The sequence below is a fragment of the Rhodococcus sp. IEGM 1305 genome, from assembly GCF_030058635.1.
GTDB lineage: Bacteria > Actinomycetota > Actinomycetes > Mycobacteriales > Mycobacteriaceae > Rhodococcus_F > Rhodococcus_F opacus_D.
Genome location: NZ_JASHKX010000004.1, coordinates 117,598 through 137,984, shown reverse-complemented (window position 1 = coordinate 137,984; position 20,387 = coordinate 117,598). Strand labels below are relative to the sequence as shown.

General features: G+C 67.8%; 20 protein-coding genes. 10 read left to right on the top strand and 10 right to left on the bottom strand.

Translation table 11 applies throughout. The features are described from left to right. Position 1: 1 nt before the first annotated feature. On the top strand, positions 2-1,471 hold the full coding sequence (locus QM693_RS10370; protein ID WP_283352259.1) for a class I adenylate-forming enzyme family protein: 1,470 nt from the start codon (positions 2-4) through the stop codon (positions 1,469-1,471). 29 nt (positions 1,472-1,500) lie between these two features. Then, a complete protein-coding gene (locus tag QM693_RS10365) occupies positions 1,501-2,745 on the top strand; it encodes an NADH:flavin oxidoreductase/NADH oxidase family protein (RefSeq protein ID WP_283352258.1) in 1,245 nt (414 codons plus the stop codon). 25 nt (positions 2,746-2,770) lie between these two features. Here QM693_RS10365 and QM693_RS10360 read toward each other — a convergent pair whose 3' ends face one another. The 3 genes from QM693_RS10360 to QM693_RS10350 form a co-directional block, all read right to left on the bottom strand. After that, the gene (locus QM693_RS10360) at positions 2,771-3,787 is read right to left on the bottom strand and encodes a MerR family transcriptional regulator (protein WP_283352257.1); all 1,017 of its coding nucleotides are present in this window, start codon (positions 3,785-3,787) and stop codon (positions 2,771-2,773) included. Between the two features lie 14 nt (positions 3,788-3,801). After that, positions 3,802-4,467, bottom strand: a complete 666-nt coding sequence (locus QM693_RS10355) for a HEAT repeat domain-containing protein (protein ID WP_280779264.1) — start codon at positions 4,465-4,467, stop codon at positions 3,802-3,804. A 77-nt stretch (positions 4,468-4,544) separates the two neighbouring features. After that, positions 4,545-5,030, bottom strand: a complete 486-nt coding sequence (locus QM693_RS10350) for a carboxymuconolactone decarboxylase family protein (protein ID WP_283352256.1) — start codon at positions 5,028-5,030, stop codon at positions 4,545-4,547. A 197-nt stretch (positions 5,031-5,227) separates the two neighbouring features. Here QM693_RS10350 and QM693_RS10345 point away from each other — a divergent pair, with 197 nt between their 5' ends. Continuing rightward, positions 5,228-6,163 carry an RNA polymerase sigma-70 factor gene (locus QM693_RS10345; RefSeq protein WP_009476517.1) on the top strand — a complete coding sequence of 312 codons (936 nt, stop codon included), beginning with the start codon at positions 5,228-5,230 and terminating at the stop codon, positions 6,161-6,163. 13 nt (positions 6,164-6,176) lie between these two features. On the opposite strand, the gene QM693_RS10340 is transcribed toward QM693_RS10345, so the two are convergent. Further along, positions 6,177-6,776, bottom strand: coding sequence for a DUF2867 domain-containing protein (locus tag QM693_RS10340; protein ID WP_283352255.1), 600 nt, complete (start codon positions 6,774-6,776; stop codon positions 6,177-6,179). On the opposite strand from QM693_RS10340, the gene QM693_RS10335 reads away from it, so the two are divergent. Continuing rightward, positions 6,754-7,434, top strand: a complete 681-nt coding sequence (locus QM693_RS10335; protein ID WP_283333340.1) for a TetR/AcrR family transcriptional regulator — start codon at positions 6,754-6,756, stop codon at positions 7,432-7,434. The genes QM693_RS10340 and QM693_RS10335 overlap by 23 nt on opposite strands. A gap of 18 nt (positions 7,435-7,452) precedes the next feature. Here the strand turns inward: QM693_RS10335 and QM693_RS10330 are convergent, their stop codons facing one another. Then, entirely contained in the window at positions 7,453-8,115 is a 663-nt protein-coding gene (locus QM693_RS10330) for a class I SAM-dependent methyltransferase (protein ID WP_283352254.1), read from the bottom strand. Between the two features lie 34 nt (positions 8,116-8,149). Between QM693_RS10330 and QM693_RS10325 the strand changes: the two genes are divergently transcribed. Beyond that, a complete protein-coding gene (locus QM693_RS10325; protein ID WP_280779269.1) occupies positions 8,150-8,806 on the top strand; it encodes a maleylpyruvate isomerase N-terminal domain-containing protein in 657 nt (218 codons plus the stop codon). A 198-nt stretch (positions 8,807-9,004) separates the two neighbouring features. Here QM693_RS10325 and QM693_RS10320 read toward each other — a convergent pair whose 3' ends face one another. Continuing rightward, positions 9,005-10,195: a PIN domain-containing protein gene (locus tag QM693_RS10320; protein WP_283352253.1), complete on the bottom strand. Its 1,191-nt coding sequence runs from the start codon at positions 10,193-10,195 to the stop codon at positions 9,005-9,007. Between the two features lie 17 nt (positions 10,196-10,212). Next, the gene (locus QM693_RS10315) at positions 10,213-10,671 is read right to left on the bottom strand and encodes a helix-turn-helix domain-containing protein (RefSeq protein ID WP_317571073.1); all 459 of its coding nucleotides are present in this window, start codon (positions 10,669-10,671) and stop codon (positions 10,213-10,215) included. A 242-nt stretch (positions 10,672-10,913) separates the two neighbouring features. On the opposite strand from QM693_RS10315, the gene proS reads away from it, so the two are divergent. Together proS and QM693_RS10305 are read left to right on the top strand one after the other, a co-directional pair. After that, the gene (gene proS, locus QM693_RS10310; RefSeq protein WP_283352251.1) at positions 10,914-12,353 is read left to right on the top strand and encodes a proline--tRNA ligase; all 1,440 of its coding nucleotides are present in this window, start codon (positions 10,914-10,916) and stop codon (positions 12,351-12,353) included. 131 nt (positions 12,354-12,484) lie between these two features. Then, positions 12,485-13,495, top strand: a complete 1,011-nt coding sequence (locus QM693_RS10305; RefSeq protein ID WP_283352250.1) for a hypothetical protein — start codon at positions 12,485-12,487, stop codon at positions 13,493-13,495. Here the strand turns inward: QM693_RS10305 and QM693_RS10300 are convergent. Beyond that, a complete protein-coding gene (locus tag QM693_RS10300) occupies positions 13,379-14,554 on the bottom strand; it encodes an MFS transporter (protein WP_283352249.1) in 1,176 nt (391 codons plus the stop codon). The two genes, QM693_RS10305 and QM693_RS10300, sit on opposite strands and share 117 nt — an antisense overlap. A 142-nt stretch (positions 14,555-14,696) precedes the next feature. Here QM693_RS10300 and QM693_RS10295 point away from each other — a divergent pair, with 142 nt between their 5' ends. Next, positions 14,697-16,058, top strand: a complete 1,362-nt coding sequence (locus QM693_RS10295; protein ID WP_283352248.1) for an amidase — start codon at positions 14,697-14,699, stop codon at positions 16,056-16,058. A 23-nt stretch (positions 16,059-16,081) separates the two neighbouring features. Here the strand turns inward: QM693_RS10295 and QM693_RS10290 are convergent, their stop codons facing one another. Further along, entirely contained in the window at positions 16,082-17,269 is a 1,188-nt protein-coding gene (locus QM693_RS10290; protein ID WP_283333331.1) for a CaiB/BaiF CoA transferase family protein, read from the bottom strand. A gap of 183 nt (positions 17,270-17,452) precedes the next feature. Between QM693_RS10290 and QM693_RS10285 the strand changes: the two genes are divergently transcribed. Next, entirely contained in the window at positions 17,453-18,571 is a 1,119-nt protein-coding gene (locus QM693_RS10285; RefSeq protein ID WP_283352247.1) for an XdhC family protein, read from the top strand. A gap of 135 nt (positions 18,572-18,706) precedes the next feature. Beyond that, on the top strand, positions 18,707-19,279 hold the full coding sequence (locus QM693_RS10280) for a hypothetical protein (RefSeq protein ID WP_283352246.1): 573 nt from the start codon (positions 18,707-18,709) through the stop codon (positions 19,277-19,279). A gap of 18 nt (positions 19,280-19,297) precedes the next feature. On the opposite strand, the gene QM693_RS10275 is transcribed toward QM693_RS10280, so the two are convergent. Then, positions 19,298-20,137: an NmrA/HSCARG family protein gene (locus QM693_RS10275; protein ID WP_502942625.1), complete on the bottom strand. Its 840-nt coding sequence runs from the start codon at positions 20,135-20,137 to the stop codon at positions 19,298-19,300. Positions 20,138-20,387: the final 250 nt, after the last annotated feature.

The following is a 20,387-nucleotide window of genomic DNA, read 5'->3' as shown; positions in this document are numbered from 1 at the left end:
GATGAACTTCGCATCGCTGCCCGACCGCCGCGCCGATCTCGACCCGCACGCACACGCGGTCTCCGACGCCACCGGATCGCTCACCAACGCTCAGTTCCTCGACCGAGTTCGCGCGGCCACCCGCCACCTCCACGACCGGGGAATCGGGCCCGGAGACGTCGTGGCCCTGAAGCTGACCAACCGCACCGAGTTCGTGGTGCTGCTGTTCGCGACCTGGCGACTCGGCGCCACCATCACCCCGGTCAACCCGACCCTGACCGACGTCGAGGTCGCTCGGCAGCTCGCCGACTCCGCCGCACGGCTGCTCGTCGTCGAGGACGGCACGACCCTATTGGGTGGCGTTGCCACTCTCGCCGTCGACGAGCTGTTCCAGGAGGCGACCGAGTCCGATCACACACCACCTGCGGACTCGTCCGCACTCGCCCTGCTGATTTACACCAGCGGCACGACCGGGGTGCCGAAGGGCGTGATGCTCGACCACACCAACATCGACGCCATGGCCGAGATGGGTGTGCAGGCGCTGCAGTTGGGTCCGGCAGACCGATGCCTGCTGATCCTGCCGCTTTTCCACGTCAACGGCATCGTCGTCAGCGTCCTCACCCCGCTACTCGCCGGCGCGAGCGTCGTCATCGCCGGCCGATTCGATCCCCGAACCTTCTTCGACCTCGTCGAATCCGAACGCCCCACCTACTTCAGCGCGGTGCCGACGATCTACAGCATCCTGGCGGCGCTTCCGGCCGATGTTCGGCCCGACACGTCCTCACTGCGGTTCGGCATCTGTGGCGCCGCACCTGCCTCAGCGGAGTTGCTGACCCGGTTCGAGGACCGGTACGGGTTTCCCCTCCTCGAGGGCTACGGGCTGTCCGAAGGAACGTGCGCCTCCACTCTCAACCCGGTCTCGGGACCTCGGCGCGCCGGAACGGTGGGGATCGCTTTCCCGGGTCAGGAGATGCGCATCGTCGACGAGAACGGCGTCGAACTGGGCCCCGGGGTGGACGGCGAGGTCGTCGTGCGCGGCCCCAATGTGATGCGCGGCTACCTCGGCCGTCCGGAGGACACCGCACAGACCGTCATCGACGGATGGCTGCACACGGGCGATGTCGGCCACCTCGATCCGGAGGGCTACCTGACCCTGGTGGGGCGCTCGAAAGACATGATCATCCGCGGCGGGGAGAACATCTATCCCAGGGAAATCGAGGACGTCCTCGCCGGCGACCCGTCCGTGCTCGAGGCCGCCGTGATCGGCGTTCCCGACACCATCTGGGGTGAGGTCGTCGTCGCCTATGTCCAGCCGACACCCGATTCGACCGTCGATCCCGCTGCGTTGCAAGCGCTCTGCGCGCGCAAACTCAGCCGCTACAAGCGCCCCACCGCGCTCGTCGTGGTGGACACCATCGCCAAGAACGCGGTCGGCAAGATCGACAAGGTTGCACTGCGGGCCGCCCACACAGCGCTCTCTGCAACGTCGTGACCAACGAATCCGTCTGAAAGGAAACCTCTATGTCGTCCCTCCACGACCCATTGCCACTGCCTTGCGGCCAGGTGCTCCCGAACCGCATCATGAAGGCCGCGTTGAGCGAAGCGCTCGGCGACGCGCGGAACGCTCCCGACGGCCGCCTCGAGCGGCTCTACACCACCTGGAGTCGAGGCGGGTACGGTCTACTCGTCACCGGCAACGTCATGATCGACCGCACCCAGCTCGGTGAGCCGGGCAATATCGTCATCGAGGACGAACGCGACCTCGACGCACTGACAAGCTGGGCCAAGACGACCAAAGACGCCGGCGTACCGATCTGGGTGCAACTCAACCATCCGGGACGCCAGTCGAACCCGCTGGCGCTCGGGCACACTCCCGTCGCCCCCAGCGCGGTCCCGCTCGATATTCCCGGCGCGGTAACCCCGCGTGAGCTGACTCCCGGCGAGATCGAGGACATCATCGAACGTTTCGCCGCCGCCGCTCTCGTTTGCGAGACAGCGGGTTTCGACGGCGTGCAAATTCACGGTGCACACGGCTACCTCGTCGCCCAGTTCCTCTCACCGCTGGCGAACCGGCGCGACGACGACTGGGGCGGTGACCCGGAGCGGCGGATGCGGTTCGTCCTCGAGGTCGTGCGCCGCATCCGCGCGAGGGTGTCGCCCGGCTTCGCGGTCGGCATCAAACTCAACTCGGCCGACTTCCAACGCGGCGGATTCACCGAGGACGAGTCGCGCGGCGTGGTCGCGGCACTGGCGCAGGAAGGCCTCGACCTGATCGAGGTCAGCGGCGGAAGCTACGAGTCCCCCGCCATGATGGGCACCGCCGCGGCCAGTACACGCGCCCGCGAGGCGTATTTCCTCGAGTACGCGCGCACGGTCCGCGCGCTGGCAGGAAATGTCCCGCTGGCGGTCACCGGCGGTTTCCGCTCCCGCACCGCCATGGATCAGGCGATCGGGGCCGGCGAATGCGATGTCGTCGGTATCGGCCGACCCACCGCAACGACGACCGACGCAGCCGACGTGATTCTCACCGGGCGAACCGACACTCTCACCACACACCAACTGCGATCCGGGATGCGAGGCGTCTTCGGCAAGGTGGTCGACCTGAAAACACTCGACGGGGTACTCGACCTCGGCTGGCACACCGACCAGCTGCACCGCATAAGCGCCGGTCTCGAACCCGACCTGAATCGGGGGCGCCTCGCCACCACGGTGGCACTGCTGCGCCGCAACGGCCGGGGGTCCTTCGGACGCAAACGCGGCGGCTAGCACAGACTCCGGACGGGTCGGAGGCTCAACGTTCGATGATTCGTCCGCGGTCCTGCATGTTCACGATCGCGGCTGCGGTGGCCGCGATCGTCCGGTCGCCGTCGTGGGTCAGCCCGTCGAGTGCCCGCCGGGCCGCGGTGCCGGGAATCTCGGCAAGGGCCTGCGTTATCCGCAACCGCGTGGGCGCGTCCTCGGCGCCACCGAGCGTGTCCTGCAGGGCCTGGACGATGTCGTCGGCCGAGGGTGAGACCGTCGTCAGCAGGCCCAGCACTTCGGCGGCCTCCACATCGCGCCGCCCCTCGACGACCATCTCGATCAGGGCGGGTATCGAGTCGACGCTTCCGCGGGAGCCGAGAGCGAGGGCCGCGTACCCGCGGACCGTGGCGTCCGAATCATCGAGGGCTCGTCTCAGATGAACCGCCGCCTCCGCGGTGTGGATTGCCGCTATCGCGGTAGTGACGCGACGCCGGACATCGACCTCCTCCGCGTCGAGACCGTCGGCCAGATCCGCGAGTCCCGGGCCGGCGGCCCGCGCCAACGACCACTGCAGCGCTCCGGCCACATTGGTGTCGTCCTCCGACAGGATGGCCTCGACCAGCGCTTCGACGGGCAGCGACGCAGTCCCGTCCTGAGACAGGATCGCTTGCTGACGGCGGGCCGCGGACTCCGATTCGAGCGCACGCAACAGACTGACGACGCGCAGGACGTCGTCCCACTCCGCAGGCGAGGCGGCGTCGACGCGTTCGAGCTTGCCGAGCAGTTCCTGCTCGGCAGCGATCCGCCGGCGCGTGTGCCGGATGAGGTCTCCCACCAGATCGGCCGGTGCGAAATCGGGCTCGTCCAGTGCCCGCTTGGCCTCGTTCAACGACAGCCCCAAGGTCCTCAGGCTCTCGACGTGGAAGAGGCGTCGGATGTCGTCGGCGGAGTACTCGCGGTAGCCGCCGGACGTGCGGCCCGTGGGCTTCACCAGTCCCAGCCCGTCGTAGTGGCGCAACATCCGCGTGCTGACACCACAACGCCGGGAGACCTCACCGATCAACATTCCATCGCCTCCTGCTACGCGTCCGGACCGGTGACCGCGACGCGTTTCGCCGTCTCGACCGAGAGGGTGAACCCGCTGTCGGGGTCGTGACAGAGCCGCTTCGTCGCCTCCGCATGCGCTCGAATACGCGGATCGGGATTCGTCCCGGCCGCGTCGAGGACCGGGAGGACAGCGTCCCCGAGTCCCACCAGAGCACGGCTCAGACTGAGCTGCATGTGCTGGTCGCCCCGTCCGAGTTCGGTCGTCAGATCGGCCGCGAGGGCAGCCTCGTCGCCGGGCGGCACGAGTGCCACGGCGGCCCGCCACGCGCTGCGCGCGACCTCGTCGTGCTCGTCGTGCAGGAGTGCCGACACGGCGGGCCAGGCGAGCCGGTCCCCGATCTTGGACAGGGTGTGCAGCGACTGACTGCGGGCCTGCGCGGTGTCCGACCCGAGCTCTCGGACCAGTCTCGGCACCGTGAGCTCGGTCGGGAAGCGGCACAATGCCCAGGTCAGCATGTCCCGGACGAAGAAGTCCGGTTCGACGGCGCACCGATCGACGAGAGTGTCCGTGAGATGCGGATCGGGGCGTGTGCCTGCGGAGAGCGCCGCCCGCAGCCGACCCGACGGGTCGGCTGCGGACAGTGCGTCGACGAGGTGGGCATTCGACCCACCGTGGTTGGTTGTGTTCACGACAACCACCTCCTTCGCCGACCATTCGAGTCCTTGTCACTGTGTCAAAGTCAAGGGCTCGTTGTCAGGAGGCTGTCGTCTGCCGGTCAGCTCGTCATACTGGCGAACATGCCGGGCTCGTACGAACCCGCCGGATTGCGCACGATCACGTTGATCCGGTTGGCGGCGTTGATCAGGGCGACCAGCGAGACCAGCGCGGCGATCTGGTCGTCGTCGTAGTGCTTGCGCACCTGGGCCCAGGTCTCGTCGGACACGCCGTGGTGGGCGTCGGCGAGCCGGGTGCCTTCCTCGCTGAGCGCCAGCGCGGCCCGCTCTGCCTCGGTGAACACGGTGGCCTCGCGCCACACCGCGACGAGGTTGAGCCGGACCGGGGTCTCGCCGGCAGCTGTGGCGTCCTTGGTGTGCATGTCGGTGCAGAAGCCGCAGCCGTTGATCTGACTGGCCCGGATCTTGACCAGTTCCTGAGTGGCCTTCGGCAGTGGCGATTGGTCGATCACCAGGGACGCGTTGGCGAACCTCTTGCCGAACTTCAGGGCGATCTCGTTGTCGAACAGGTTGAATCGGGCGTCCATGACTTCGTCCTCACTCGTGGTGTCGTGTACTGCTCGGAACGAACATGAGATGCCGGCGACCCGATCCTTGTGATAAATCGTTCACGCCGCTGCCTCGCGGTCACGTAATTTGGCAGCGGGCAACACGGCTGGGTGTCACAAAACGGCCGGGTCCGGTGTCTGGTGTGTGACACAGTCGAGAGTGAAGAGGAGCCACCATGGCCGGCACGTCGCAGACCACACCCGCAGATCGCGGCGGGAGCCAGGACGATCGTTCGGACCCCGCCACCGAGGCGTTCGTCGCCCACCGCAATCTGCTGTTCACCGTCGCCTACGAGATGCTCGGCTCGGCCGCCGACGCGGAAGACATCCTCCAGGAGACCTGGCTGCGGTGGGCGGGGGTCGATCTCGACACGGTCCGCAATCAGCGTGCGTACCTGGTCCGGATCACCACCCGCCAGGCGCTCGTCCGGCTGCGCACACTCAGCAGGCGCAAGGAGTCCTACGTCGGCCCCTGGTTGCCCGAGCCGCTGCTGACCGCGCCCGATGTGGCCGAGGACGTCGAGTTGGCCGACAGCGTCTCGATGGCGATGCTGCTGGTGCTGGAGACGCTCGCGCCGACCGAGCGGGCCGTGTTCGTGCTGCGTGAGGTGTTCGCTCTGGAGTACGGCGAGATCGCGGACGCCGTCGGCAAGAGCCCGGACGCCGTCCGTCAGATCGCGCACCGGGCGCGGGCGCATGTCGCGGCGCGCAGGCCGCGCGGCGTCGTATCCCCGGCTGAGTCCCGAGACGCACTCGAGGCCTTCCAACGGGCGCTCGAAACGGGCGATCTGCAGAGCCTGCTCGACCTGCTCGCACCGGACGTCGTCCTCCTGGGTGACGGTGGCGGAGTCAAGCAGGCCGTGCTGCGGCCCATCGTGGGGGCCGACAAGGTGGGTCGCCTGCTGGCGGCCGGCCTGCCCCGGATCGACGGCACGGTGTCGGTCGAGCCGGTGCAGATGAACGGCTCCCCCGCGCTGATCGTCCGGCTCGACGGGGAAATCGACGACGTCGTGGCGGTGCGGATGGACGACGGCAAGATCACCGGGCTCTACATCGTGCGCAACCCGGAGAAGCTGTCGCGCGTCGAGCGGGAAACCGCGGTGAGCCGCTGAGTCCGAAAGCCGTCTACCTCGTCGCCGCTTGGTGGCGGTCGCGCCACGCTCGCTCCCATTGCCGGGTCAGGGCGGGGTACACGACGAGGTATCGGAAAGGCGCGATGGCGGTCATGTAGAGCCGCCCGAACCATCCGTTGGGCTTGACGAGAACGGTCATCTGCAGTTCGTAATCGCCGTTCGCTCCTCTCGCCCAGCCGAGATGCATCACGGTGTGCACGGTCTTGTTCGCCAGCTCGCGGGCGGACTCCGTGTCGAGCTCGTACACCGCGGTGAGGGGCATGCCCTCGTCGTCCGGGCCGCGCGGAGCGGACCGGAGATCGCTGGGCAGGCGGTCGCGGAGCGAGGCAACCCGCTCACCGACACCAGTTGAGGCATTGTCCCAGCCGAAGAGTGCCCCGAGTTTCCATCGGGCGGCGAACAGGAACCTCACCAGCCAGGGCTGCTTCGCGGGTCCGCCTGCGGCTCGCATCGCCGCGAGCATCGTCGGTAAGTCGTCGGGCCCGGCTCCGGGAGTGCGGAACGACCACACGTCCTCGACGTCGAAGTCTCGCGTGAATTCGTGGATGCGCCAGGGCTGCTCGATGTAGGTGGCCTCTGCTATTCGTGGCACTGTCGTCCCCGATCTATACGGCACCGTATATTTCATCTATACGGTACCGTACAAATTGAACGCGATCAATGGAGGTGGCCCGATTCCCGCCGTCGCCCGCACGACACGAGCCCGCTGGATAGAGGCGGGCCTCGACGCCCTCGCGCGAGGAGGGCCCGACGCCGTCCGCGTCGAGACTCTCGCCGCCGAACTCGGCGTGACGAAGGGCGGGTTCTACGGCTACTTCGACGGCCGTCCCGCGTTGCTCACCGAGATGCTCGACGAGTGGGAACGCCGCTGCACCAAAGCCGTTATCGCCCAAGCCGATGCCGAAGGCGGCACCCCCGCCGACAGAATCCGGCGCGTGGGGCAACTGACCTACTCGGAGGACTTTCAACGGATCGATCTCGCGATCCGGGCCTGGGCCCACCACGACCGGTCCGTCGCGGCGCGCCTGCACGCCATCGACAACGAGCGGATGGACTTCCTGCGAAAGATGTTCGGCACCTTCGTCACCGACCCCGACGAAATCGAGGCACGCAGCACCCTCATGTTCGGACTTGCGATCGGCCGCCACTTCATCGTCGCAGACCACCCCGGGTACACCAAACGCGAAGCCATCCAACTCGCCGGAGAATTCCTCCTGCGCCCGTCCGGTACGAACAGCTCAGCCGGGTAAGGGTTTCCGACTCCTGACTCAGTCGAGGTGAGCCGACAGCAGCCACGCCGGCAGCTTGGACCGGCCCTTCTCGTCGTGCTCCCAGCTGGCGGCCTGTTCCGGGCCGAGCAGCGCGTGGATGAAGGCCGGGCGAATGTCGTCGATGGTCCAGAACTCGGCGACGGCCTCGCGCAGCTCGTCGTCGGTCACCGGGTTCGGTCCCTCGCCCTCGGGGAAGGCGCCCTTCGCGAACACCAGGATGTAGTAGGACGCGCCGGGTGCGGCCGCCCGAGCGACCGCGCGCAGGTAGTCGCGTCGCCGGTCGACGGGAAGGGAATGGAACAGGGTGCTGTCGACGATCGTGGAGAACCGGCCGTCGAAACCCGTGAACGAACTGATGTCCGCCACCTGATACGTCGCCGTCGTCAGTCCACGATCGGCTGCGGCGGCCTGAGCCACCGCGATGGCCGTCGGCGACAGGTCCAGGCCCACCACCGTGTAGCCCTGCGCCGCCAGCTGAAGGGACGTCTCGGCATGTCCGCAGCCCGCGTCCAGCACGTCGCTGCGGAACTTGCCCTCCGCGATCAGCCCGGCGATCTCGGGCTGCGGCTCACCGATGTTCCACGGCACCGGTCCCGTAAATTCCTCCGCGTCGCCTCGGTAGATGTCGTCCCACGGCGCAACCTGGTTGTCCTCGGTCATGACATCGACGGTACGCCCGCACTACCGTGCCGATGTGGATCTTTTCTCACGCTCGTGGTCGGCGTTACGCACGGCGGTCGCCGACCTGCCGGACGAGGACTTCGCACAGCAGTCCGGCTGTAGCGGCTGGCTCGTGCGGGATCTGGTGTGCCACCTGATCATCGACGCGCAGGACGTCCTGATCACCCTCGTCACCCCCGCCGACACGGAACCGACTCGCGACGCCGTGACCTACTGGGACCTCGCCGACACGCCGCCGACCGGCGACGACCCGCTCGACGCGCTGATCGTCCGTCTGGCCGCCGCGTACCAGGAGCCTCGGCTGCTCAAATACCACTTCGACGACGTCGGCTCCGCCGCCGGCCGCGCCGCCGAACTCGCCGACCCGAATCTGCGGATCAGCACCCGCGACGAGGTCCTCACTGCAGGCGACTACCTCTCCGCGTATGTCCTGGAATCGACGCTGCACCACCTCGACCTGATCGCTTACCTCCCAGGCGTGGCGGAACCGCCCGCAGAGGGCCTCGCCCGGTCCCGCGACTTGCTGGAGAAGATCGCCGGGGCCGCATTCCCCGCGTCGTTCTCCGACAGGGACGCACTGCTGGTCGGCACCGGACGGCGGGACCCGACCGACACGGAGAAGGCCGAACTCGGCGAGCTGGCGACGAAACTCCCGCTCATCCTCGAATGACTCGGATTACGTCTACCTCAGTGATGAGTCAGCTGGATCACGCCGTCGGGCAGATTTCATCGAACGTATCGCGGACCGGATGAATCGATCTGGACGAATTCCGGTATCAGCCGAATCTGCGGGACGCTATGGACTTCTGCGTGAGGAAGCTGAAATCAAACGCGCTCGAGGTACGGGCGAGGTTCGGGTGCGAAGGAATCAGGCCGAGGCGGCAGGGTCCTCCTCGGACCCCAGATTCCGCACCAGCCACCGATCGTCGACGAGATGCATCAGGATCGGAAACACCGGCCGAGGAACGTTCGGCTCCCACACACCGCTGTCGAGCGTCGACATCTCGTGCACATAGAGCACCTCCACACCGGGGCCCACGATCCTTGTTCCGGTACCGATCCCCCACGTCGCCGGGTCCGGCAGCATCGCCCGGAACGACCGCACATGCACACGCTCGAAATGCACCCACAGCGGATGCTCCGGCACCGGACCCGCGAGGGCCGCCGCGACCGCCTCACCCTCCCAACCGTCGACAGTCATCTGATAATGGTTGTCCCGCACCCACCGCCATGCGAGTACCGACCGGAAGTCGGGATCCACGTTCGGCCACACCGATAACAGATCACCGTCGACGCACACCGACGTCAAGAACGCCCACGCCGCACTCACCAGCTTCGTATGCCCGAGGAACCGCAATAATTCCGCCGGATCCATCGCACGAAGCTCGAGGTAGGCCTCCCGCATCTCGGGCAGCAAGGCGCTGACCTGTTGGTCGGTCAACTCAGGAAAGGAGGACGCAGCCGGCACCGCACCAATGTCGGGAGCCTCGCCCCGGGCGACGAGCAATGCGCGGACGGCGTTGACGAACTGTGGGGTCAGCCGCTCGAGCGACTCGAGCAGTTCCCCCACCGTGCGCGGCGGGAGCATGTTCCGGTCGAGCAGTAGGTGCATGGTCTCGAGCACTGCTTCCGGGTCCAGATCGAGCAGATCACAGAGGAAGTCGTCGGGGTGGATCGCCTCGACGTCGAACGGATCGAGGGCCGCCGGCGGGAAATCCTGCAGGGTTGCGGTCACGATCACACCCGCACCGGACCGCACCGCCGCAGCCAGGACGTGCCGGTCCTTCGGATCGTTGGTCATCGCGGGGATCAGCTCACGGTATCCGCGTGATTCCTCCTCTGCGAGGGGGAATGCTCTGCGCATCTGCTGCACTCGCCGCGCCGCCTGCTGCGGCGACTTACCGAACCTCTCCCCGGACAGGTTGCGCTCGACCTCGTCTAGCAGATCCGCTGTCCACACCGGCCGGAACAACTCGGCATCGGCCAGCGTCAGCAGCAGGTTGTTCAGGGCCTGGGGAAGCATGACGCACGTGTCGAGAACCACCCGCAAGGTCGTCATAGGTCGCCCTGCCCAGATCAACGAGTCGACACGAAGCCGTCAGCGGCATCGCCCGGGTCCGGGGGTTCCTCGTGCGCCATCTCCTCGAACACCTGGCCCCGGCGCGCACGCTCACCCTGCTGGAATTCGAGCACGTCCGCCAACTCCACCCGGCGATGCCGGCCCGGCGACGTGTAGGGGATCTTCCCCGCTTCCAACAACCGCACCAACGTCGGCCGCGTAATGCCCAACAGGTCCGCGGCCTCCTGCGTCGTCAACACCGTGCGATGAGGTTCCACCGTCACCGCCTGACCCCGATCCAAAGCAGCAACCGCGTCGACGAGCAACCCCCGAACACTGTCCGGCAACGGCACCGACCCGCCCGGGGACGAGATCGACACCTCGTCAGAACCAGCAAGAACGGCCTTCAGTGCTGCGAGAAGATCCCGATCGTCGGTGGCCGGCGGCAATACCGTGTGGTTCGACCCAGCGCCCATACCTCACCATAAAACGAAAAAAACGAACACACAATGCGGCTGGGCAGCAGCGTAACGGATGACGGACTCAGGAACGAGATCGCGAGCACCATTCCCAGCCAGGCGAGACGGCATGGGCTGCGGTCATCTGGCCTCCCTGTCTGTCCTCGCCGGTGCGGCGAGGGTGATCTCGGACAGGCTGCACCGGAACTCGTCATTCGACAGCTGCGGACGGCTGATTCTCCCGAGTAGTCTGTCTGGGCATGGCACGGGATGAGCGTGGTGTGACAGCCCAGAGTGAGGACTTCGCTGCCTGGTACAACGAGGTGGTGTTCAAGGCGGGTCTCGTGGATCGAGGTCCGGCCAAGGGCACCATGGTGATTAGGCCGTACGGGTACCGGCTGTGGGAGCTGTTGCAGTCCGAGCTGGACCGTCGTATCAAGGACACCGGTCACGAGAATGCATACTTCCCGTTGCTGATTCCGGAAAGCTACCTGGGCCGGGAGGCCGAACACGTCGAAGGGTTCTCCCCGGAACTGGCGGTGGTCACCCGCGCCGGCGGGAAGGTTCTCGAGGAGCCGTTGGTGGTGCGGCCGACGTCGGAGACGGTGATCGGCGAGATGATGGCCAAGTGGATCAGCTCGCACCGCGACCTGCCGCTGCTGTTGAATCAATGGGCGAATGTGGTGCGGTGGGAGCTGCGGCCGCGAATGTTCTTGCGCACGACAGAGTTTCTGTGGCAGGAGGGTCACACCGCGCACGTCGACGAGGCGTCCGCCCGCCGCGAGACGATGCTGGCCCTGGACATCTATCACGAGGTGGCGCGTGAGCTGGCCGCGATCCCGGTCGTTCCGGGTGAGAAGACACCCGGCGAACGGTTCGCCGGTGCGGTGGCGACCTACACGATCGAGGGCATGATGCGTGACGGCCGTGCGCTGCAGTCCGGCACCTCGCATTACATGGGCACCAAGTTCGCGTCGGCGTTCGACATCCGGTTTACCAGCGAGGAGGGCCGAGAGGAGCTGTGTCACACCACGTCCTGGGGAATGAGCACCCGGATGATCGGCGGCATCGTGATGACGCACGGCGACGACAAGGGCCTGGTGTTCCCGCCGCGGTTGGCGCCCCACCAGGTGGTGATCGTGCCGATCACCCGCGGCGGCAACGTCGCGGTCGAGGAAGCGGCCGACGAGCTGGCCCGCCGCCTGCGGTCGGTAGGGGTGCGGACCCATGTCGATGCCCGTCCCCACCTCACCCCGGGTTTCAAGTACAACGAGTGGGAGATGCGCGGCGTCCCGGTCCGGCTCGAGCTCGGTCCGCGAGATCTGGAGGCCCGCACCGTGATGATGGTGAAACGGCTCGGCGACGACGGCAAGCAGGCCGTGCCGATCGGCTCCCTGCCCGAGACCATGCCGGGGGTCCTGGACGACTTTCAGGCCTTCCTGCTCGCTCGGGCCACCGCGTTCCGCGACGACCACACCCGAACCGTCGACATCTGGGAGGATTTCGCGGACGCGGTGTCGACCGGGTGGGCACTGGCCCTGCACTGCGGGATTGCCGCGTGCGAGGAGGAGATCAAGTCCCTCACTGCTGCCACCCCGCGATGTGTTCCGCTCGGCGGCGAACCGGAGGCAGGTGGGTGCGTGCGATGTGGCGCGGCGTCGGCGTATGGCAAGCGGGTGATCTTCGGGCGAGCGTACTGACGGGGCGTACGTACAGGGGTGGCTATCACCACCCCTCGGGGGACTATTCGAAGGCCGGGCACTCGACGGACGCTGGGGATCTCGAAAACCGACTACTCGGAGAGAAACCCCACGACCGAAAGGAACCCCCCATGCCCCGCATCCTCGGTGCCACCGTCCCTGACGTCCACGAACACGATCCGCCGGGCGCCGCCCTGCCCGCGGCCGAATCCGTCCAAAAAGAAGCCCGTCACCACTGGGCCTTCGCCCGGATGGGCCTGTATCTGCTGCTCGCCTCCCTACCACTGCTCGCGATCTCGGCGCAGGTGTTCGGTGTCGTGCCGATGAATGCCACCGGTGCGCTGGTGATCATTCCGCTCGCCGCCACCCTCGCCGTGTTGTGCGTGTTCGCTCCGCACCCGATCGACCGCATCGTCGGCCACGGCCTCGGCTGGGGGATGTTCGCGTGTCTGGCCTACGACGTCTTCCGCCTCGACACCGTGTATCTGCTCGGGTTGTGGGGCGACTTCATTCCGAAAATGGGTACGTGGCTGCACTCGGGAACCGACACCCGGACCGGCGCGATCGTCGGCTACCTGTGGCGGTACCTCGGCGACGGCGGCGGCATCGGAATCGCCTTCTTCCTCATCGCCCTCGCGCTCGGCCTCCAACATCGGTCACGCCGCGTCGTCCTCCTCGCGTTCGTCACCTTCGCGGTGTTCCCGGTGTGGGCCGGGCTCATCGGAACGGTCGCCCTGTCGCCGCACGGACAGCACGACATGTTCCCGCTCACGCCGACGACGATCACGTTGTCGCTGATCGGGCACCTGATCTTCGGGCTCGTGCTCGGTCTCGGCTTCCTGCGCGCGCGGGGCCGACTCGGCCAGCACTGGCCGTGGCCGCCGCTGCTCCCGGTGCGGTCGCGGGCCGGTACGCCGCAGCCGCGCAGTGAGGCGCTGGTGCCCGCGTGCGGCGTGTGGGGCGCGACCGCCGGCTTGCACCCCCCCCTGGTGTGTGGCGACGGGGCCCGGGGCCCGCTTCGCCACTCACGTGTGGGTGAGGTGCCGGTCCTTCACCTTCCGGCCCACTGCCATGGACAGCAGCATCAGCAGTGCCGCCCCCACGAAGCAGGTGGCGTAACCGACGTGCGGGGCGAGGAGTGAGATGACGAACGGGACGGCGAAGCCGACGTAGATCAGGCAGTAGAACACCGCCACGGTCTGCGCGAGTTCGTCTGCCGGTGCCAGTCTTTCGACGGACGCGAGACCGGAACCGAGCAGTATGCCGTAGCAGGCTCCGAGGAGGAAGGCCGCGACGACGATCGCGGCGACGGCCGGCGCCCCGTCCGTGTACGCGACCACGGTCGCGGCGCCGAAGCCCAGCACCCCGAGGGTGATGCCGACCCGGATTCCGGCGGCGGCGTCGTCCTGCTGCGACCACCGTTTGGCCCACGGCTGGATCACCGCACCGGTGATCAGGGTCAGCGCCGCGACGAGCCCGGTGAAGGCCACCGACGTGGACCGCAGCGACTCGGAGACGAGCGGCGGAAGGGTCGCGAACGACACGGTCGCCACACCGAACACCCACGGTGCCCAGGGTGCGATGCCCCATCGGAACTGGGGTGTCGCCAGCGCCGACAGGGGTGTGGCGGTGAGGTCTGTCGCCCGGACCCGAACGTCGGGCACCGCCCACACCAGCGCCAGGGCTCCGAGCATCAGCGCGATGTGCACCAGGTACGGGAGCAGTTCGGGGGCGGGGAGCCACTGCGCGATCACGCCGGCGAACAGGGCTCCGCAGCCGAATCCCGCGGACAACGACACGGCGGCGCGGCGTGCACCCGCCCCGGCCGGGGCGGTGGAGCTGAGTTCCTTCATCCAGGCGGTGCCGGCGCCGAACGCCATGCCGGACGCGAGTCCGGCCAGCACCCGGCCCAGGTAGAGCAGGTCGGGGACGGCGGCGCCCGCGATGAGGACGAGGGAGGAGACGATGCCGACGGGGATCATCGGGCGGATCACCGCGCGCCGCCCGAACCGGTCGGACACGCGCCCGAAGTACAGCAGAGCGGGCACCAGCCCGACGACGTACGACGCGAGCATCGCGGTGAACGAGCCGTTGCCGAGACCGAGATGTTCGCGGTAGACGAGCTGCATCGGGGCGAACTGGTTGGCACCCCAGCTGACCGCGAACAGCGCGGCGGCGAGGCGGACCCAGGGCGGAAGCATCACCTGATCCTCCCAGAGCCCGTAGCGCGGCGAAGTATCAACTCTTCACAGCTCGGGCCACGGTTTCCTGTGCACACTGGCCGTGTGCGGCGGGTCCGGCGATGTCTAGCGTCGACCCCTGAGCACGAGCCGAGGAGGACATGTGTGGGGTAACGACGGCAGTTGGGTCGGCTCGGACGCGCAGACGATCGCCCGCGCGGTGACGAACCGGGAGGTGTCCGCGAGCCAGGTGCTCGACGACCACCTGGCGCACATCAAGGCCCGGAACCCGGAGCTGAACGCCGTCGTCACCGTCGCGGAGGATCAGGCGATCCGGGCCGCCGACGACCTCGACATCCGGATCGGCCGAGGGGAAGACGTCGGTCCGCTGGCCGGGGTCCCGTTCACCGTGAAGGACCTGATCGCCACCGCGGGTGTTCGGACGACGGCGGGATCGCGCGCGCTCGAGCACAACGTGCCTTCTGTCGACGCGCCCGCGGTGGCCGCGATGAGGGCGGCCGGCGCGATTCTCGTCGGGAAGACGAACACCCCGGAGTTCGGGGCCAGCGGTCTGACGCACAACGACTTGTTCGGGTACACCGTGAACCCGCTGCGGCCCGGCGGTGTCTCCCGCTCCCCCGGCGGTTCGAGCGGCGGCGAGGCGGCGGCGATCGCGTCCGGGATGAGTGTTGTCGGTCTCGGCACCGACTTCGGCGGCTCGGTCCGCTGGCCCGCCCACTGCACGGGTCTGCGGTCGGTGCGCCCGACGATCGGCCGGGTGGACCCCGACGGACAGTATCCCGGCGTCCCGTCGGGTGATCACCTGCTGACCAATCTGGCGACCATGCACGGCACGCTGCAGACGATCGGCCCGATGGCGCGGACACTGGACGACGCGGCGCTCGTGCTGCGGGTGCTCTCGTCCCGGCAGTACCGCTGGACGGACCCGGCTTCGGTGGACCTTCCGCGTCTCGACATCACGTGGGCGCCCGGTGACGGAACCGTGCCCGTCGGCGAGGAGATCGCCGCGGCCGTCGCCGGCGCCGCCGGCAGGCTCGATGCCCGACCGTACCGAGGGGCGGCGCTGTCGGAGGGGAACGAGCTGTTCGGTACTTTGCGTTCGGTCGAAACCCACACCGACATAGAAGAACTCGGCACCGACTTCGGAACGAACATCGCCACGATGCTCGCCGACGCGCGGGACGTGGACCGGTGCCTGGTCGAGCGACTGTGGGCGCAGCGAGCGGAACTCGTCCACCGATTGCTCGGCGAGATGGGCGACGTGCTCGTCCTTCCCGTCGCCTCGATCCCGGCGCCACCGCTCGGCGAGGAACTGTTCGACGTCGGTGGGCAGTCGCTCACGTGGGCTCAGGCCCTGGCGAGTTGCCGCGCGATCAGTGTGACGGGTCTGCCGTCCGTCGTCGTTCCGGTGGGAAGCACCCGGTCCGGGTTGCCGATCGGCGTGCAGGTCGTCGCGCGCCCATGGTGCGAGCACGTGGCGTTGGCCGTGGCCGCCCGGTTGTGAGGCGACCACGGCCGACGCGGGTGTCAGATCACCCGGTCTCGCCGCAGGCCCTCGATGTCTTCGTCGCTCAGCCCGAATTCACCGAGCACCTCGGCCGTGTCCTGTCCCAGCACCATCGGCGGCGCATTCCGGATGGGCAGGGTCTCGTCGTCCACCCAGAACGGACCACGGACCAGCGGCACTTCACCGCCGTTCGGTGTGGCCACCGGCTGCACCATCTTCAGCGCCTGCACCTGCGGGTCGGCGAAGGCCTGATCGATCGTGTGGACGGGACCGCACGGGATGCCCGCCGCGCGAATCGCCGTCACCCATTCGGCGGCCGGCCGCACGGACAGCAGTTCGAGGAGTTCCTTGGTGAGCCGATCGCGGTGCGCGAGTCGTGACTGGCCGGTGCGGTATTCGGGCCGGTCGGCGAGTTCGGGATCCCCGAGAACCTGGCACAGCGACTCCCAGTGCCGATCCGAGCCGGTCGCGATGATGATGGGGAAATCGGCCGTGTCGAACGTGCCGTATGGCGTGATCGTCGGGTGCGTGTTGCCGTTCGGTTCCGCGACGCGTCCGGTGCTCAGATAGTTCTGCGCCTGGAACGACATGATCGACAGGGCCGATTCGAGCAGCGACGTCTGCACGTGATGGCCGGCGCCGTCACGGCCCCGCGACACGAGTGCCGCCGTGATGCCCAGCGCCGCATAGATACCGGACACCGTATCGATGATCGGGATGCCGACGCGCATCGGCGTGTGGTCGCCCGCGCCGGTCACCGACATCAGACCCGACATGCCCTGCGCCACCTGATCGAGTCCCGGCGAGAACTGCTCGGGTCCGGTCGGGCCGAAACCACTGACACTCATGACGATCACTCCGGGATTGTCCTCGGCGAGCGACTCCTGATCGAGTCCCATGTCCGCGAGGACGCCGGGTCGGAAGTTCTCGACGATGACGTCCACGTCGACGGCCATGCGGCGCAGCAGTTTCCGACCCTGCTCGCTGCGCATGTCGAGCGCGACGGACCGTTTGCCGCGGTTGACGGAGGCGAAGTACAGGCTGTCGCTGCCGTCGAACGGCGGCCACTGCCGGGAACTGTCGCCACCGGAACGGGTCTCGACCTTGATGATGTCGGCGCCGAAATCCGACAGCAGTGCCGTGCACAGCGGACCGGCGAGGGCCCGCGTGAGGTCGAGGACCCGGATCCCGCTGAGCAACTGGTTCATGGTGGATCCTCGGTTCTCTGTGAAGGAAGGGGGACCGTCCGAGAATTGCGGACCCGCCGATCGATAGCGATGGCGAGAATGCACAAGCGGCCGCTGGGGATTTCGGCGCATTGTGTGCCGCGACGGCCGGTCGCCGCCGGTTAGCGTGAGGGTCCCGACGAAGCACCCGAGGAGTACGAGGCGATGCGCGACATCCTGACGGGCCTGCAAGCGTGGTTCGATCGCGGCGAGAACTTCGTCCTCGCCACGGTGGTGCGAACCTGGAAGTCGTCTCCGCGGGCACCGGGCGCGGCGATGGCCGTGTCGGAATCCGGTGAGGTGCTCGGAAGTGTGTCCGGTGGGTGTGTCGAGAGCGCGCTGTACGAGACGGCGCGGGACGTGCTGGCCGACGGGCGCAGCCGGACCGAGGTGTTCTGTGTGGCGGACGACGACGCGATCGGTGTCGGTCTGACGTGCGGCGGCACCATCGAGGTGTTCGTTCAGCGTATCGGGCACAACGACTTCCCGGACTTCGCGGACGTGGCGCGCAGGATCCGCGGGGGTGAGCCGATCGCCGTCGTGACGGAGACCGGCGACGGAGCACGGACCCGGCGCTGCGTGATCACCGGGGACGGGGCCGCGGGCGACCTCGACCTGCCCGAGACCGATGTCGATAATGTCCGCGGTCGTCTCGACGCCGGTGAGTCGCGGGTGTATCAGCTGCGGTCCGAGACGGTGTGCATGGTCGAGATCTTCGCGCCCCCGCCGCGGATGTACATCTTCGGGGCCATCGATTTCGCGGCGGCCATGTGCACGCTGGGCGCGTTCGCCGGCTACCACGTCACGGTGATCGACGCCCGCGCCGTGTTCGCGACGCGCGCCCGGTTCCCGGACGCCGACGACGTCGTCGTGATGTGGCCGCACCGCTTCCTCGAGACCGCGCCGGTCGACCACCGAACGGTCCTCGCGGTGCTCACCCACGACGAGAAATTCGACATCCCACTGCTGGGCCTGGCCCTGCGATCGGACGCCGCGTACATCGGCGCGATGGGCAGCCGGGCCACGCACGAGCGCCGGGTCGCGCTGCTGCGGGAACAGGGGACGACCGCGGCGGAGCTGGCACGGCTGCACTCCCCGATCGGCCTCGACCTGGGCGCGCGTACTCCCGAGGAGACCGCGGTGTCGATCCTCGCCGAGATGATGAAGACGACCCGGGGCACCACCGGGCTCGAGCTCCAGCAGCTGAGCGGTTCGATTCACCGTGATGTCGAAGTCCAGGAGTGCGTAGCCGGCGGGCCACCAGTCGCATCACGGCGTGGGTAATCGGACGCAGTTTCGGGTAACCGGACGTGGAGCGACGACGCGGGATGTCAAGGCGGTGGAAGGGGCGTCTCCCGCGCCGGTATGGAACCCCTGCGGCGGCACCCAGTCCTTCCTTTCACCCGATATAGAGGCCTCATGAACATCATCACCGCACTTCCCCTGGCCGTACTGCGCGCGCAGTACACGATCGTGCGCTACCCCCTTCACCTGATCGACGAACAGGTCATCGCACACCTGGCACCCGCAGCACCGGCCCGACGGCTGTACCGGGGCGGCCTCGGCCTGCTCGATTGCGCCGTCGGTAGCGTTCTGGGTCACCAGGACCGTGCCCATCGTGGCGCCGACGCCCCACCCCGCATCACCCTGGTCGCCGGCACCGCCCCCGACACCGATGACGATCCCGGCGCCTCGGATATCGCTGCCGCCGAGGTAGAGACCGCCTCTCGGTCCGCGGCCGTAGGGAACGCCGAGCTGAACGAGAAGGCGGCCCATCAACTCGACACCGATTCGCTTGCCGAGAACCTCGACGACGTAGCCGACCCCGCCGACCCGGCGACCACAACCGTCATAACCCGGCTTGCGGACGCCGCGAGCACCGAACCCGACACGACACTGACCGGTGAGCTGGCCGACCGCGTGGCCGAACTCGCCCGGGCCGACACCCCACCACCGGGCACCCGGACAACCCCGACCGGCAAACGCCACTAATCTGCGGAGATCACGCGGTCACGCCAACTCGGCTGCCCAATCGGCGAAGCTCTGCCACCCCACCTCGGGGTAGAGCCGGCGCAGTTCGCCGATGTTCGCGTCGTATCCGGTGTCGGTAAGGAAGCGGAACATCGCGCGCATGTCCGGCGATGCGATGGCGTCCGCGTCGGACGCATGGGAATGAACCGGCGTGCCCAGTACCTCGCCGAGCACTTCGGCCATCCGACGTGGCGTCGGATCGTCCGACGCCAGGTCGATTCGTGTCCGGGCAAAGCGGTCCGGGTCGTCGAACACGAGGGCGACGAACCGACCGAGGTCCCGGCGCGACAACTGCTGCAGCGGGGTGTCGACCGGCAGAGGCAGATCGAGCCGGCCTCGGCGGATGCTGTCGAGGCCACCGAGCAGGTTGTCATAGAAGTAGGTCGGCCCGACGATCGTGTACGAGACCGAGGAGTCTCGCAGCAACGACTCGGTAGCAGCCTTCGTGTCGAAATGTGGGACCCCGGTGCTCTTGTCCGCGTCGGCCACCGAAGAAAACACCACGTGGGGAACACCGGAATCACTGAACGCGCCGACAAGCGCGGCACCCTGAGCGATTTCCGCCTCCGGGCCGTCCTCGAAAGGCGTTGTCATGGCGAACACGCCCGCGCACCCCTCGACGGCTGACGCGATCGCCGCCCGATCGGTGATATCAGCCACGGCAATGTCGACGCCTCGCAGGCGCAACGCGTCTGAGCGCGAAGAGCTTCGACGGACCAGTGCTCGTACCTCACGTCCTCGTTCGAGGAGCGCGTCGACGACGGCGCCTCCTTGACCACCCGTTGCTCCGACGACTGCATACGGCTCACTCATGGGCACAAGATCTCTCCTTCTCGACCGCGCCAGCCTACTCGCAGGCTCCGGCCGCTCACCGCGACGTCTGCCCTGGTCGGTGCGACGATGGTTGTGATCCGGTCCGGGTTGAAAGCACGCGACCTGCCCGGCTGTGCGGTAGGCGCATGCCAGATGCCGATCCACGAGTTGCCCTTCGTGTACATAGGTTTCGTACGCATCCGAGTGCGCCGCGTGACCGTCGTTTGACGGTTATTCGGTTTCGACTTAAGGTCAC

Coding starts and splice junctions, on each gene's coding strand:
- QM693_RS10285 (WP_283352247.1), top strand. CDS start 17,453: ATGCGCGACATCCTGACGGGCCTGCAAGCGTGGTTCGATCGCGGCGAG.
- QM693_RS10360 (WP_283352257.1), bottom strand. CDS start 3,787: ATGTTGATCGGTGAGGTCTCCCGGCGTTGTGGTGTCAGCACGCGGATG.
- QM693_RS10300 (WP_283352249.1), bottom strand. CDS start 14,554: ATGCTTCCGCCCTGGGTCCGCCTCGCCGCCGCGCTGTTCGCGGTCAGC.
- QM693_RS10305 (WP_283352250.1), top strand. CDS start 12,485: ATGCCCCGCATCCTCGGTGCCACCGTCCCTGACGTCCACGAACACGAT.
- QM693_RS10350 (WP_283352256.1), bottom strand. CDS start 5,030: ATGGACGCCCGATTCAACCTGTTCGACAACGAGATCGCCCTGAAGTTC.
- QM693_RS10370 (WP_283352259.1), top strand. CDS start 2: ATGAACTTCGCATCGCTGCCCGACCGCCGCGCCGATCTCGACCCGCAC.
- proS (WP_283352251.1), top strand. CDS start 10,914: ATGGCACGGGATGAGCGTGGTGTGACAGCCCAGAGTGAGGACTTCGCT.
- QM693_RS10290 (WP_283333331.1), bottom strand. CDS start 17,269: ATGAACCAGTTGCTCAGCGGGATCCGGGTCCTCGACCTCACGCGGGCC.
- QM693_RS10280 (WP_283352246.1), top strand. CDS start 18,707: ATGAACATCATCACCGCACTTCCCCTGGCCGTACTGCGCGCGCAGTAC.
- QM693_RS10365 (WP_283352258.1), top strand. CDS start 1,501: ATGTCGTCCCTCCACGACCCATTGCCACTGCCTTGCGGCCAGGTGCTC.
- QM693_RS10345 (WP_009476517.1), top strand. CDS start 5,228: ATGGCCGGCACGTCGCAGACCACACCCGCAGATCGCGGCGGGAGCCAG.
- QM693_RS10320 (WP_283352253.1), bottom strand. CDS start 10,195: ATGACGACCTTGCGGGTGGTTCTCGACACGTGCGTCATGCTTCCCCAG.
- QM693_RS10330 (WP_283352254.1), bottom strand. CDS start 8,115: ATGACCGAGGACAACCAGGTTGCGCCGTGGGACGACATCTACCGAGGC.
- QM693_RS10315 (WP_317571073.1), bottom strand. CDS start 10,671: ATGGGCGCTGGGTCGAACCACACGGTATTGCCGCCGGCCACCGACGAT.